The 13,650-nt window shown below is 43.8% G+C and carries 10 protein-coding genes; 2 read left to right on the top strand and 8 right to left on the bottom strand.

Translation table 11 applies throughout. The features are described 5' to 3' along the window. Positions 1-2 precede the first annotated feature (2 nt). Positions 3-764 (top strand): S1 family peptidase, encoded by a 762-nt coding sequence (locus tag VA249_RS23370; RefSeq protein ID WP_225927172.1) that lies wholly within the window; start codon positions 3-5, stop codon positions 762-764. 195 nt (positions 765-959) lie between these two features. Here VA249_RS23370 and VA249_RS23365 read toward each other — a convergent pair whose 3' ends face one another. Beyond that, positions 960-1,871: a PEP-CTERM sorting domain-containing protein gene (locus tag VA249_RS23365; protein ID WP_225927171.1), complete on the bottom strand. Its 912-nt coding sequence runs from the start codon at positions 1,869-1,871 to the stop codon at positions 960-962. 309 nt (positions 1,872-2,180) lie between these two features. Between VA249_RS23365 and VA249_RS23360 the strand changes: the two genes are divergently transcribed. Next, positions 2,181-3,086, top strand: coding sequence for a sensor domain-containing diguanylate cyclase (locus VA249_RS23360; protein ID WP_221072591.1), 906 nt, complete (start codon positions 2,181-2,183; stop codon positions 3,084-3,086). A 66-nt stretch (positions 3,087-3,152) separates the two neighbouring features. Here VA249_RS23360 and VA249_RS23355 read toward each other — a convergent pair whose 3' ends face one another. From VA249_RS23355 to VA249_RS23325, 7 genes are all read right to left on the bottom strand, one after another. After that, a complete protein-coding gene (locus tag VA249_RS23355; protein ID WP_221072590.1) occupies positions 3,153-4,793 on the bottom strand; it encodes an electron transfer flavoprotein-ubiquinone oxidoreductase in 1,641 nt (546 codons plus the stop codon). Between the two features lie 16 nt (positions 4,794-4,809). Next, positions 4,810-5,619, bottom strand: a complete 810-nt coding sequence (locus VA249_RS23350; protein ID WP_221072588.1) for an enoyl-CoA hydratase/isomerase family protein — start codon at positions 5,617-5,619, stop codon at positions 4,810-4,812. 11 nt (positions 5,620-5,630) lie between these two features. Continuing rightward, on the bottom strand, positions 5,631-6,836 hold the full coding sequence (locus tag VA249_RS23345; protein WP_221072586.1) for a thiolase family protein: 1,206 nt from the start codon (positions 6,834-6,836) through the stop codon (positions 5,631-5,633). Between the two features lie 16 nt (positions 6,837-6,852). Then, complete coding sequence (locus tag VA249_RS23340) at positions 6,853-7,314, bottom strand: MaoC family dehydratase (RefSeq protein WP_221072583.1); 462 nt, start codon at positions 7,312-7,314, stop codon at positions 6,853-6,855. Positions 7,315-7,326: 12 nt separating this feature from the next. Continuing rightward, positions 7,327-8,112, bottom strand: a complete 786-nt coding sequence (locus tag VA249_RS23335; protein WP_221072673.1) for an SDR family oxidoreductase — start codon at positions 8,110-8,112, stop codon at positions 7,327-7,329. A gap of 281 nt (positions 8,113-8,393) precedes the next feature. Beyond that, positions 8,394-12,470 (bottom strand): ImpA family metalloprotease, encoded by a 4,077-nt coding sequence (locus VA249_RS23330; RefSeq protein WP_221072581.1) that lies wholly within the window; start codon positions 12,468-12,470, stop codon positions 8,394-8,396. A 430-nt stretch (positions 12,471-12,900) separates the two neighbouring features. Beyond that, a complete protein-coding gene (locus VA249_RS23325) occupies positions 12,901-13,629 on the bottom strand; it encodes a PEP-CTERM sorting domain-containing protein (RefSeq protein WP_221072579.1) in 729 nt (242 codons plus the stop codon). Between the last annotated feature and the right edge of the window lie 21 nt (positions 13,630-13,650).

Here is a 13,650-nt window from a genome sequence, read left to right as displayed (position 1 = left end):
GCATGAATAAAATCGGAATTTATTGTTACTCTTGGCTTTGGATGTTAACAATCGCGCTTCCCGTAAGCGCCGCAAGCTTGCCAGACACGATAGCAAAGATTAAACCCTCTATCGTTGCTATTGGCACTTATAATCGCCTGGCTAAACCGACATCACAAATTCTTGGAACTGGTTTTATCATTGGTAATGGTAATCGCGTTGCAACTAATGCGCACGTTATTCCTGCAAACATAAGTAAGCAGAATAAGGTCAGATTAGTTGTATTCGTTGGTCAAGGTAGCAATATAGAAATGCGTAATGCGACGATAGCTGCAGTCGACAAAACCCACGATCTTGCCATACTAAGTCTTTCAGGTTCACCTTTACCACCTTTGAACATATCCTCAAAACGTGTAAGAGAGGGGGAGCTATATGCCTTCACTGGTTTTCCTATTGGTGCTGTACTTGGACTACATCCTGTAACACATCGCGGTATCATTTCAAGTATTACTCCCGTCGCCACGCCAGCCCAAAGCACCAAAACTCTATCTATTAAACAGTTGAAAGCGTTAAAAAACCCATACCGTGTTTATCAGCTTGATGCTACAGCTTACCCTGGTAACAGTGGTAGCCCTGTCTATGATCCCAATACGGGACAAGTCATTGCGGTCATAAACAAAGTTCTTGTCAAAAAGACCAAAGAATCTTTGTTGTCCAACCCGAGTGCCATTACCTACGCCATCCCTGCCAAATACTTAAAAGCGCTCAATTCTAGTATTAAATGACTTTAATAATCCTTCTTATAAACTAGAGCGAACGCAAACTTTCGACTATGGCTAAAAGTCCTTTCGGCTTTCTAATAACGAATTATTGAATAGTTCGCACTGCCCACAAAAAACCACAAGCTCAACTTGTGGTTTTTTCAAAGAACAAATGCTCACTATCAAGAATCAGAGCGCTTTACTCCAATTGAACATCAGCTACTTCTGTTTGCGACGACGCTGCATAACACCAAATCCTGCAAGCGCTAACCCTATGAGACCAAGAGAGCCAGGCTCAGGAACAGACGTATAAAGGACGTTACCATCACCAGAAGCTTCTACAGGCAACGACCAGTCATAAAGTGTTTGATTTTGGAAAGTGAAACTAAAGGTAATATCAGAGTTCGGATCTACCGTGTCAAAAGGTAAGTTATTAGCTTCGGGATCATCAAACAATTCACCCGCTAACCCTGCAAAAACGATGGTAAGCTCAAAACCCATACCATCACTAAATTCATTCACCACTAGTGTACTCGCACTTTGTGATGATGCATCTAATGCTAGCCCCCAGTCTTTGACACCGTCCTGCGTCAAAATATCAAAAAAGCTGTATTTTTCTTCGATTTGATAGACACCAGCACCAGTAACCTCTTCACCTTGCTCTAAGACAATTCGGAAATCTAATGCGATAGGATCAGTAGTATAAGTTAATATTTGTTTATCAAAGACACCTGGACTACCAATCGGATCCGATTCTTCTAAAACAGTAATACTCTCTAGTGGGTCGGCGTACGTTAAGTCACCGAAAGTCGCATCACCTTTACCATCGCTATCGCCATCGTTAAGTCCAGATGTCCCACCTGTAGGCCCATTATCTCTAAACGTAGCGAAAGTCATCGATTTACCGGTAACATCATCAAACCCATTATCATCGCCATCAATCAAAATTTTACCGTCATTTTCCGGGTCAAGAGGGTCTAATTCGGTGCCAAGTTCGTTATAGGTTGCCGCAGGATCATAATAGAAGTCCGCCCCTACCAAACTCAATTTTCTATCTACGCCAGCCGCCGCTGCTCCAAACGCGCTGGAGAGTAACGCAACAGCAATGCTAGCAGAAACTAATTTCTTCATGTTGTTGTCCTCAAGTTAAAACTTACGTCCCTACATATTAAAAACAACTGAATATGTTCCCTACCAACAAAGCAATATGCATACCAGACGAAAAACAATTTTTATAAGCTTTAAAATCAATTACATATAATATTTCGAGAAATAGCGACTCAGCTAGGTGTAAAATATATCGACACTTAAACCGATGTTATTATGGCAAAGGGAAATAATTAGAATAATAGAGACCAAATATCAGTTTGAAGAATGAAAAGACTATTACTATGATTAGATGTGCATAAAAATACATCTATCAACAAGGATAGTTTGACGATGTCACCGTTCGACAAACACAAACCAACAGATAACGACATGTTCAAAGTAATTTTTGATCATAGTCCTTCAGCTCTGATTGTTACCGACCATAATTTCCTTATCGTCCGAGCGAACTCAAAAGCAATAAATATACTCGGCCGCTGTATTAATCCGAGTGACTACTTCCTCTCATTGTTTAACCAGTCGTCTAAAGAAAAAATTGAGCACCTCTTTAACGCCACTAATAAAAGTGAACTTCGATCAATCGACGTCAAACTATCAAATTACGACATTGATAAATGGCTTGAACTTGTTGCTAGCAATCACCACCATAAAACTAATCTGATCATTTGGAGCCTAAACGATATAACAGAGAGAAGGGCACGAGAAAAAGAGTTAGAACAATTAGCGTATTTCGATAGTTTAACGGGTATCTACAGTAGGCAATATTTCTTGCAGCTTGCTGAAATACAATTAAAACAGCATCAAAGAGAAGACAAAACTCTGTGTATCCTGATGTTAGATATTGATGACTTCAAACTGGTTAACGACTCCCATGGACACAGTACCGGAGATCTCGTTCTTCAAGCTTTCAGCACCCTTATTTCCCAAACGCTACGCAAAAGCGATCTATTTGGTCGTATTGGAGGAGAGGAATTCGCGGTACTGTTACCATATACACAGCAACAAGATGCCGTCCTGACCGCAACAAGAATTTGTCATAAGGTTGAAGAATGTTTCATGAGACACAATGTCACCGTCAGCATAGGATTGGTAGCAATAGAAAACACAAACATGAGCGTTAAAGATGCTTTAGCCTGTGCGGACCATGCGCTATATCAAGTGAAACAAACAGGAAAAAATAGTGTTCAGGTTGCCGAACTCAATGCGTATGAATGTAAGAGTGATAAGACATTGAAATAGAACGACGTTAAACCCCAAGCAACTCCGTGAAAGTTTTACACGAACGTTACTTGGGTATGTCGATACTTACATATTTTGATAGCTTGGTCCGCCGCCACCCTCTGGCGAAACCCAAGTAATGTTCTGTGATGGGTCTTTGATATCACACGTCTTACAATGCAAGCAGTTTTGCGCGTTTATCTGCAGTCGCTTACCCTGTTCATCATCAACCACTTCATACACGCCTGCGGGGCAATAACGTTGTGCGGGTTCAGCAAAGATAGAAAAGTTAGTTTTGATAGCGATATCGGAATCCGTTAACTTCAAATGACAAGGCTGATCTTCTTCATGATTAGTATTGGACATAAATACCGAAGAGTTTTTGTCAAAGCTCAGTACACCATCAGGCTTAGAGTATTCGATTGGTTCATACTTATCGGCAGGCTGCAACTTGGCGTGGTCATACTCACGATCTCGCAACGTTATCGGCGCTTTACCACCGAATACATTCTGATCTAAATAATTAAAGCTTCCCCCGCCCCATAAACCAAATTTATGCAGTGCTGGGCCAAAGTTACGGCTACAGTACAATTCATCGTAGAGCCAAGATGCTTTAAAACGGTCATTGAAGTCTGTCTCCGTCATTGCCTGCCCGCTCAAACACGCGTCAAATACCGCTTCTGCTGCTAACATACCTGACTTCATTGCGGTATGTGTGCCTTTAATTTTTGCTACATTCAGCGTACCAGCATTACAACCAATCAGCATCCCGCCAGGGAAGACCATCGAAGGTAATGAGTTAAGGCCACCTTTGGAGATCGCGCGAGCACCGTATGCCAATCGCTTGCCGCCTTCGAGATGAGCGGCAATGTCTGGGTGATGCTTTAAGCGCTGGAATTCTTCATAAGGGTTCAGGTACGGGTTGCGGTAATTGAGATCAACAATAAGACCAACAGAAACTTGGTTATTGTCACCGTGATATAGGAAAAAACCACCCGAAGCTTCACTGCCTAGTGGCCAACCCGAGCCATGCACGACTAAACCCGGTGTATGTTTTTCAGCAGGGATCTCCCACTGCTCTTTGATCCCCAAACCATAATGTTGCGGGTCACAGGCTTTATTTAGCTCAAAGTGTTCAATAATTTGTTTACCTAAATGACCGCGCACACCCTCACTAAATAGGGTGTATTTAGCATGGAGCTCCATGCCCATCATAAATCCAGCTTTGGGCTGACCTGATTTATCTACACCCATGTCGCCAGTCGCAATCCCTTTAACCGTTCCATCTTCATGATACAAAACTTCACTTGCAGAAAAACCAGGGAAAATTTCTACTCCCATCGCCTCCGCCTTGCGCGCCAACCAACGGCACACATTACCCAAACTGGCAATATAGTTTCCGTCGTTATGCATTGGTTTCGGAATGGCAAAATGAGGTAAAGAAATACTCTTCTCCTCGTCTCTTAAAATCATGACCTGGTCTTGCGTCACACCACAAGTAAGGGGTGCATTGTCTTCTTTCCAATTTGGGAAGAGCTCATCCAAAGCGCGAGGCTCAACAATCGCACCCGATAGTATATGCGCGCCGACTTCAGCCCCTTTTTCTACCACACAGACTGACAGTTCTTTTTCTGCTTCTTGTGCCAGTTGCATAAGTCGACAAGCAGACGCTAAACCGGATGGGCCCGCTCCAACGATCACAACATCGAATTCCATTGATTCACGCATTACTCTCTCCTTTTGCCTACTTCCTTGAAAATATTGGCTGACGTTTTTCGAAAAAGGCGAGCAAGCCTTCCTCAAAATCTTGACTGGTAAAACACTGCTGCTGTAGCTCCGCTTCCATTGAAAATGCTTGTTCGAATGTCAGTTTATCAACCTGTTGTAGTAACGGCTTAACATGGCGTTGAGCGATTGAAGGTCCCTTAGAAAGCTTTTCCGCCCAACTTACAGCACATGGCTTTAATTCGCTCTGCGCTACAACTTTATTGGTTAAGCCCAAACTAAGGCACATCTCAGCATCAATGCTTTTTGCTTCAAGGCACAACTCTAGTGATTTTCGATAGCCTAGCTGCTTAATAAAGTGCCAACTGGTGCCGCCATCCGGAACCAAACCTAGCTGCATAAAGGCCGGGTATAACTGGGCATTATCTGCCATCACCAATAAGTCGCAACTCATCGCTAATGCCGCACCAATGCCAGCAGCGACACCATGCACACCCGCTATAAATATTTTGTCGGACTGGCGAATCATATTGAAGATTGGCGCATACTCTTCTAACAATTGAACCTGAACGTCATCACATTCGTTGGACAGTTCTGACACATCGGCTCCGGCAGAAAAACAGTGGCCTTCAGCCAGCAATACCACGGTTCTAATTTTTGCGTCATCATTAATAAGCGTCAAAGCGTCGGCTAATTCGGTACGCATTTGGTGATTAAATGCATTTAGACTGGCAGAACGGGTGAGCGTAATTTGACAGATTTGTTCGGTCACCGAGAGATTCAATAACGAGAAGTTTCGGTCTGACCATGTAGGCTCATGAATAGACAACGTAGACTCTCCTAATCGTTCACTTCAAACAATGCTGCGGCACCCATTCCGCCGCCAATACACATGGCAACAACAAGGTAACGAACACCTCGGCGTTTCGCTTCACGGAGGCCATGACCAACCATTCGTGCGCCAGACATACCAAACGGGTGACCAATAGAAATGGCGCCGCCATTGACATTCAAGCGATCATTTGGAATCTCAAGCTTGTCACGACAGTAAATCACTTGGCTGGCGAACGCTTCGTTGATTTCCCACAAGCCGATATCATCCACTTTTAAATCAAATCGGTTAAGCAGCTTTGGAATTGCATATATAGGACCAATACCCATCTCTTCTGGTTTACAGCCAGCAACCGCCATTCCTTTAAACTCACCCATGATATTGAGACCATGCTGCTTGGCTTTCTCTTCGCTCATCAGCAGTGTGGCTGCCGCACCATCAGCAAACTGAGAGGCATTTCCCGCGGTAACATGCTGGCCCTCTTTTACATAATCACCGTCACGCCAAACAGGGTTTAGCTTCGCTAAGCTTTCGTAGTTAGTTGACGGACGATTACACTCATCTTTCTCAGCGCACACTTCCACGTGACCCGCAGGCTTGCGATTTTCATCAAATGTAAGTTTATTAACCGTAAGCGGGACAATTTCATCATCAAACAAGCCGGCTTCTTGTGCGGCAGCCGTGCGTTGTTGACTTTGCAGAGCATACTCATCTTGCTGCTGGCGAGAGATGTCATAGCGTTCGGCAACAATTTCTGCGGTTTCTATCATCGGAACGTAAGCTGATGGCGCTTGCTCAATAACAGCTTCTGAGCGTGCTCGGTAGCTGTTTTTGTGCTTGTTTTGCGTGAGTGACAATGACTCGACACCACCGGCTACGACCACTTCCATGTCACCCGTCATAATATTGTTCGCAGCTACGCTGATGGTCATCAGGCCAGACGCGCACATCCTGTCGATCGCCATGCCTGGTACCGATTGAGGCAGACCTGCGGTGTACGCACAAAGACGGCCAATGTTGTAGCCCTGCGTTCCTTGTTGAACCGCAGCGCCCATGATGACGTCCTCAACGAGGCTTGGTTCGATCTGAGCTCGCTCAACCACTTCCCTCACCACAGCACCACCAAGAACGGGGGCTTCCGTGTCATTAAAGCTGCCTCGGAATGATTTCGCCAATGCGGTGCGAGCCGCCGACACAATAACCGCTTTTTTCATTGTCTACTCCTTGACCTTATTTGAATGAATAACGACTGATGGTATCCACTACACAACCCGGACGCTCTGAACCTTCAATTTCGATCGTGATTCGAATGATGGCTTGATATGCTTCACCGATCTGCTCTACGCTGATCACATCACCGCGTCCACGAATTTCACTGCCTACTGGAACTGGCGCAGGGAAGCGGATCTTGTTACAACCATAATTAACGCCCATCGCTAAATTTTGAATATCGATGAGTTGAAACAGAAAATCGCTCGCCAGCGACAGCGTCAGGTAACCATGTGCAATGCAGGCACCAAAAGGCCCTTGGGCTGCTTTTTCTTCATCAACATGAATCCACTGATGGTCATTTGTTGCCTCAGCGAACAAATTAATGCGCTGTTGAGAGACGGTTAGCCAAGCCGTCGTGCCCAACGTTTTTCCCTCTAGGTCCAGTAATTGCTCTGGGTTAGTGATAATTACATTAGCCATTGTGATTCTCCATTAAGCGCGTTGTGAACTGACAGGCACCACTTCACCTGTCATGTATGAGGCATAGTCGCTCGCTAAAAACATCATGACATTAGCCACTTCCCAAACCTCCGCTGCACGTCCAAAAGCTTCACGACTTGCAAGTTGATCAAGAAGTTCTTTAGAGGAAGCTTTTTTAAGAAATTCATGTAAAGCAATCGAAGGGGATACGGCATTAATGCGAATGCCATGTTCAGCAGCTTCTAACGCACTACAGCGAGTCAAAGCCATCACGCCTGCTTTTGCTGCCGCATAATGCGCCTGCTCTTTTTGCGCTCGCCAACCAAGAACCGACGCATTATTAACAATCACGCCTTTCTTACGTTGTTGCATGTAAGGCAATACCGCTCTTGTCATACGGAAAGTACCAGTAAGGGTGACATCAAGTACGAGAGACCATTCTTCGTCACTCATTTCCACCACGGACTTTTGACCACCTAGCCCAGCGTTATTAATGAGGACATCAATACCACTTAGTTTGCTGCCTGCTTGTTCGATTAGAACATCCACTTCTTCCTGGTTTGTAACGTTGCAAAGCTGGCCATAAACAGGTGTATTAGGATGTTGGTCTTGCAGTGTTGTAATAGCTTGATCGAGTCGACCTGGATGGATGTCTGAAATCATCAGCGCACGACATCCCTCTTCTAATGCACGCTGCGCAGCAGAAAATCCGATCCCTGCGCCTGCTGCCGCGGTGATCAACACGGATTTATTTTTCAATAACCCGTGACCTTTGACGTATTCTGGGATCTGACTCATCACCCAATCTCCTATATTCATAAAGCAATCCATTCCTATTGGATTCATTCGAACACAGGTTTAAAGGCCGTCCATCGTCAAACCGGACTAAGTCACAAAATACAAGGCTTTTTTATAGTGTTAGAAACACTGTGGTTCATCGGCGTAAGTAAGAGGGAAAATGGTTGTTGGCGCAATCCTGATAAGCCTAAACAACTACAAAAGATAGGGGAGATGAAGAATTGCTTTTGAGCAAAAAGCGGCTTTAGCAAGAAAGCCGCTATTAATTCATAATCAGTTAATTATAGGCACGTCGCTGGAGTGCTGTTATCACGCGTCCAAACTGTGTCAGCTTCACCAAGTGGCAACCAAGTCATACCTGCTGACATATTCACAGGCGGTAAATCTTGTTCGTGAACATACATGCCTACCGGAACCACGCCTTTTACACCATGAGCGCGCGCTTGTGCTTTGGCGGTATCAGAGTTGCGTAGCCCATACATTTCAAAGTAGGAATTCCAGTCCATGCCCGTCAAATACGACAGCGACACCAACATAAAATCATTACCTTGAATACCATTCATGGTTCCGTGTGAATTGCTCCAATCAAACATAGCAAAGCCTAAACGTTCGCGGTTTGCGTTCCACGTTGCTTCATCTTTTGCATATTTGCCGTAAATACGCTCGTGTAAGTAAAGCATTGGGTAAATACCCCATCCGCTTTCTAACACTGAATCGTCAGCAAGTGATTTCCCGTGCATTTGCAGTGCCATCTGAGTATAGAAAGACATGCGAATGCCATTGATGGCCGCATACCCACCATTAGACCAAATTGCTTCATGGCGTGATGTTTTCCCCGCATCTAAAATGCCGCAAGCAGGGGTATAAACCACACGGTTGCCATCAGCGTCCGTCACGTTTGAATAATCAGATTGAAGGGCAAAGAACGTTTCTTTTCCGTTCATGTGGCCATCATTTAATGGCGTTGTTTCGCCATCAACAACCGCGTGGCCATTCCACATCACATAATAAGGGAAAATATTGTTTGAGTTCTCACCCGCACGATCACTGTATTGGTTCCATAGGTTTCGATTTTCTTCTGTCACATAGCCCACACGCAGTCGACCAGTTTGCAGGTTATGACCAAGTTCGTGCCCATCTAACCAACCTCTAGGGCTAATATTGTAGCTCGAATCCCATGGGTTTCCTGAGCAACCTACACCACATTGCGCGTGGCGGTCATAGTTTGCATGTTGGATAATCTTACGAACATGCAGCGTTTCGTCGGTACAATCCTCTACGCCTATTTTCGTTTTACAAATGGCCATCGCATCTTTGTCGGTGGACTGCTCTAAACTTTGGCCTTGTACTTTAAAACCTGCCAATGAATAGATTCCATTAATATGCTCATCACGAAGCATCGTTAGTAACTGGCGCACATCGCCTTCACCTAACTTGTCTTTTCGTGCATGCTGCTCATACGATGGAGATTTCAAATCGACATGAGGAAGATCGGTCGTGTTGACTAACTGTTCGAATTGAGCAATCTGCTCTTCGCTTGTGAAGTCATCAATAAATGGATGCTCAGTGATCCCACTTGCCGTGATGTTGGTTGTGAGTTCACTTTCACCATCACCATTAATGTGCAAGTAAATAGGCGCACCATAAGGCGTCGAGAATGTCACAGAACCTTGTGGTGGAATCGTTAAACGCTGAGTGGTTAATTCCAATGGTCGGTTATATGAATTCGTTTCAAATGCTCGGTTGGTATTAGGACGAGCGTAGTACAACTTAACAAAGACATCATGAGTATCCGCTCCCGTGCGCGTTAACGTTACAGGTTGAGATGGTAATGCATACCAACCTGTTCCAGTCCATTGGTTTGCATAAGGCACACTGATGTTTTTGGTTTTCGTGGTGGTTTCTGGGTATGCGTAATGCGCAAGATCGCCTTTCACAGGATCGCCCTTGTGAATGTATTCACCTAGATCTGATTGTGCGAGGTTTTTCGGTCGTGAGTAAGATACCATCCAATCTGCGAACATCGCGTGGTACCACTCTTCCGGCTCACTAAATGAAATTGGATAATCGATCTCGGAACGATATTTATCAGCAAGCAGCAATATTGTTTTCGCGAGTTCTGAGCCGTCAACACTGAATGGATCAATGTTGAACTTATCGAAAAATAAAATATCGTTACGTAGCGCATCAGCGCTGGTTCTAAATGCTGACCAGAACGGTGCAGTGTCACAAACAATATAGTTAGAGCCACAAGCATCAACTGCGCTCATGTCATACTCATCGTTAATAAAGTCTTGAACAACATCAAGGCGCTGATCAGTGAGTGCGGAGATATTATCTTTATTTGCTCCAGCCAAGGTGACTTTAGACCAATAGTTAGTATCTGTTGTGACACCAGATTCAATCAGAATAGGGTTAATTAAAGCGGACGCATGGCGCAAGTGGGACACCAAAATAAATGGAATTTTTTGCTGTTCTAGGTACTCCATTGACGCTTTGATGCTTTCGTATCCACGGCCAGCACTATCCTCAGAGCCAAGGATCACGAAATCAGGACGACTTTCCATCGCGCACGCTTTGATATTTTCATACTCACAAGCACGGTAATCGTTGAGTGTGTGACTTTCAGGGTAATTATTTTCTAGCCACGTTTTCGTATTGTTATGGTGATAGAAATAACCGCTGTTTGGTTGGTTTACCGCCATGACATTCAGAGTGCTTTTGCTTTCACCTATTAGCCAATTAATCACATTCTTAAGGTAAATATCAATATCGCCAGAACCATGAACGCCGAACGGATTGCCGCCGAAAATCACATAGTTTTGACCATTTGGCTTGGAACCTGCCACAGCAAGTGTCGCATTCGACTCTCCACCACTTTGGTTTGAGTTCGATTGCAAGATTACCGTTGAGTCATTAATCGATGAAAAACCTGTGATAATTTGTGAATCGTGTGATGGGATCCAATCGATACTATCAACACCTGTGAACAGTCGAGTTAATAAAGCTTCTTTCTCCACCGCTTTTTCAAGAATAATCTCTTTTGCACGCTCAAGCAGTTGCGCTTCTGTTGCTAGAGTATGATCCTCAGAAACAACCGCTTGATCGACATGATTGGCAGAATCGAAAACACGTACTGCAATTTCACGGTCTACGTTATAAATACCATCAGAAACGGTCACGTTAAATGAGTGCTTACCCTGATCGCTTGTGGTCGGTTTTACAGAGATGACACCTGAGTTATTGATCGTCACCCAATCCGGATTCTCGGTTAAAGAAAATGTTAGACTATCCCCGTCTGGATCAGCCGCATTCACGCGTATGATCGTCTCTTTATTTGGTTTGGCGTGAACATCATCAAAGTAAGAGACACTTGGCGGTGTATTTGTTACTGGCGGTATCGAACTTGTAACCGACACAGAAACTGAGCGATTCACATCAACAAATCCATCACTAATGATCGCGTTAAAACTGTAGTTTCCCACATGTTCATCACTCGGTTTAGCAATGATGACACCATCTTGGTCCACTGAAACCCATCCCGGTGCGTCCGACGCTAAAACGTAAGATAAGAAATGACCATCTGCGTCATTGGCATAAATTTGAGAAGATGCGGTTTTACCCGTTTTCACAATAATAGGATCAATGGCTTTCACTGAAGGTACGGTATTTTGGAAGTCAGGGCTTTCTGGGTCCGCGTAAAATGTAACCACTAAAGTCACTGGTTTTTCTATGGCTCGATTACCATCAGACACTTTAGCCATAAACTCATAAGTGTCTTGCGAACCACTGTGCGCATCAACCGTGATTAAACCCGTTTTATGATCAATAGAAACAAACTCAGGTAGCGGATTTGATTCCGTGCCATGAAGAGAGAATGACATTGGTTCTGTATCAATCGCTTCAATTGAGAATGTAGATATGACATTCGTGCGAGCATTGATGGTGGGGATATCAGCAACAACAGGGGCAGGATTATTTGGGTCAACCTCGAACGTTGCAATTTCTAACGTCACACTCTGCTTTTGTGTACCGTTGCTATCACTGGCAGTTACAACAAACGTATAGCTACCCGCAACCGCGTGATTGAGGTCCACAGAGATCACACCCGTTCTTGGGTTTATGCTGATCCATGAGTGTTCGATTTCTTCCAAACCAAACACCAAATCTTCACCATTTGCAGAAAACGCATCAATGGAATACGTAAATACATCACTATCTGGGTTTTGAACTTGAGCTTCCAGCTTCGGAATGTCATTAATCACTGGTTTATCAGCGGAAGCAGACTGACCATCAGAACCACCGCCACAACCCGTTAGAGCTGTTGCGATCATAGATGCAAGTATGAGTTTTTTCATTTTTGATTACTGAGAATTGGGGGATTAAGAGGCTATCCAAACAGAATATTCATTAAACTATGATTTAGAATTCAATAATTTAAAAATCTTCATTACTAAAAACGGACTAAGAAAGGAAAGACAACGATTATTTCTAGACGTATTAATCTGAAGCCTTTACGAACACTCTGCTTTAGATAGGGCTTACTCAAACGGGAGCTCAGCGATAATATAACCACGCTTACAACATGCAATACCTAATAACTTAACGTTGAGATATTGATTCAAGAAATAATAAGGAAGCAATCATGACATCAGAAACTGAATCTTGTAGGGTAATCATGCTCGCCCCGTGATTTCCTTTGACATCATTAATATATGAGAAAAAGGCCTAGTGCTTGCTAGACCTTTAAATTGAGTACCATAATAACCCCAATGTATAAGGCTATTCTTAATGATTATGCTTTGTACTCTGCCTACGACGAAGCACACCCGCACCAAGAAGTCCTAAGCCAAAGACAGCTAATGATGATGGCTCAGGCACGACACTAGTGGGAGTAACACCGAATGGTGCATTCTCTTCTCCAACCGTCATTGATAATACAAAGTCATCGAAGTCTGCGTCAGCGTTGCCCCCACCATCATTGTAAAATAGATAGGCGGTCGAAAAATCTAAGCTGTTTTCATCCATACCTGAAAAACCAAAGAAGAAGTTTGGTTCACCATCATCGTTTAAACCATTTAAAGCTATGTTTGAGCAAATTGGTCCTGTACATCGAGCAAACCCAAACGGGACCACCGAATTATCTTGATGGACGTAATCAAACCCAACCTTAGTTCCTACTGCATCTTTCTCACTAAGCAATGTTCCCCCAAGCAGCGGATTTTGCAATTCGAAAAATTTATTGGTTTGCCAGTTAGACTCTGATCCCAAATAGGTAAATGAAAAATTGTACGGCCCTTCATTGTTGTTATCAAAGAACAGATTGGCTCCTGTCCAACCAAATATCTTATCTGAGTCAACACTGGCATTATCAAACGTCGTATCGACAACACTACTCAGCGAAGATAGTGAATCACCATTTTGAATTTTATCAAGGATAAAACCGGCATAAACGTTTGAGGAAATTAACGTACACACCCCAACAATAGTCGATATCAAATAGTTCATTCTCAGCATATAAAATCCTTTTAAATTACT

Origin of the sequence: Vibrio alfacsensis, assembly GCF_019670485.1 — a bacterium.
Taxonomy (GTDB): Bacteria; Pseudomonadota; Gammaproteobacteria; order Enterobacterales; family Vibrionaceae; genus Vibrio; species Vibrio alfacsensis.
Note: the sequence above shows the minus strand (reverse complement) of the source record. Positions and strands in the feature narration are given on the sequence as shown.

Coding starts and splice junctions, on each gene's coding strand:
- VA249_RS23345 (WP_221072586.1), bottom strand. CDS start 6,836: ATGAAAAAAGCGGTTATTGTGTCGGCGGCTCGCACCGCATTGGCGAAA.
- VA249_RS23370 (WP_225927172.1), top strand. CDS start 3: ATGAATAAAATCGGAATTTATTGTTACTCTTGGCTTTGGATGTTAACA.
- VA249_RS23325 (WP_221072579.1), bottom strand. CDS start 13,629: ATGCTGAGAATGAACTATTTGATATCGACTATTGTTGGGGTGTGTACG.
- VA249_RS23360 (WP_221072591.1), top strand. CDS start 2,181: ATGTCACCGTTCGACAAACACAAACCAACAGATAACGACATGTTCAAA.
- VA249_RS23355 (WP_221072590.1), bottom strand. CDS start 4,793: ATGCGTGAATCAATGGAATTCGATGTTGTGATCGTTGGAGCGGGCCCA.
- VA249_RS23330 (WP_221072581.1), bottom strand. CDS start 12,470: ATGAAAAAACTCATACTTGCATCTATGATCGCAACAGCTCTAACGGGT.
- VA249_RS23335 (WP_221072673.1), bottom strand. CDS start 8,112: ATGAGTCAGATCCCAGAATACGTCAAAGGTCACGGGTTATTGAAAAAT.
- VA249_RS23340 (WP_221072583.1), bottom strand. CDS start 7,314: ATGGCTAATGTAATTATCACTAACCCAGAGCAATTACTGGACCTAGAG.
- VA249_RS23365 (WP_225927171.1), bottom strand. CDS start 1,871: ATGAAGAAATTAGTTTCTGCTAGCATTGCTGTTGCGTTACTCTCCAGC.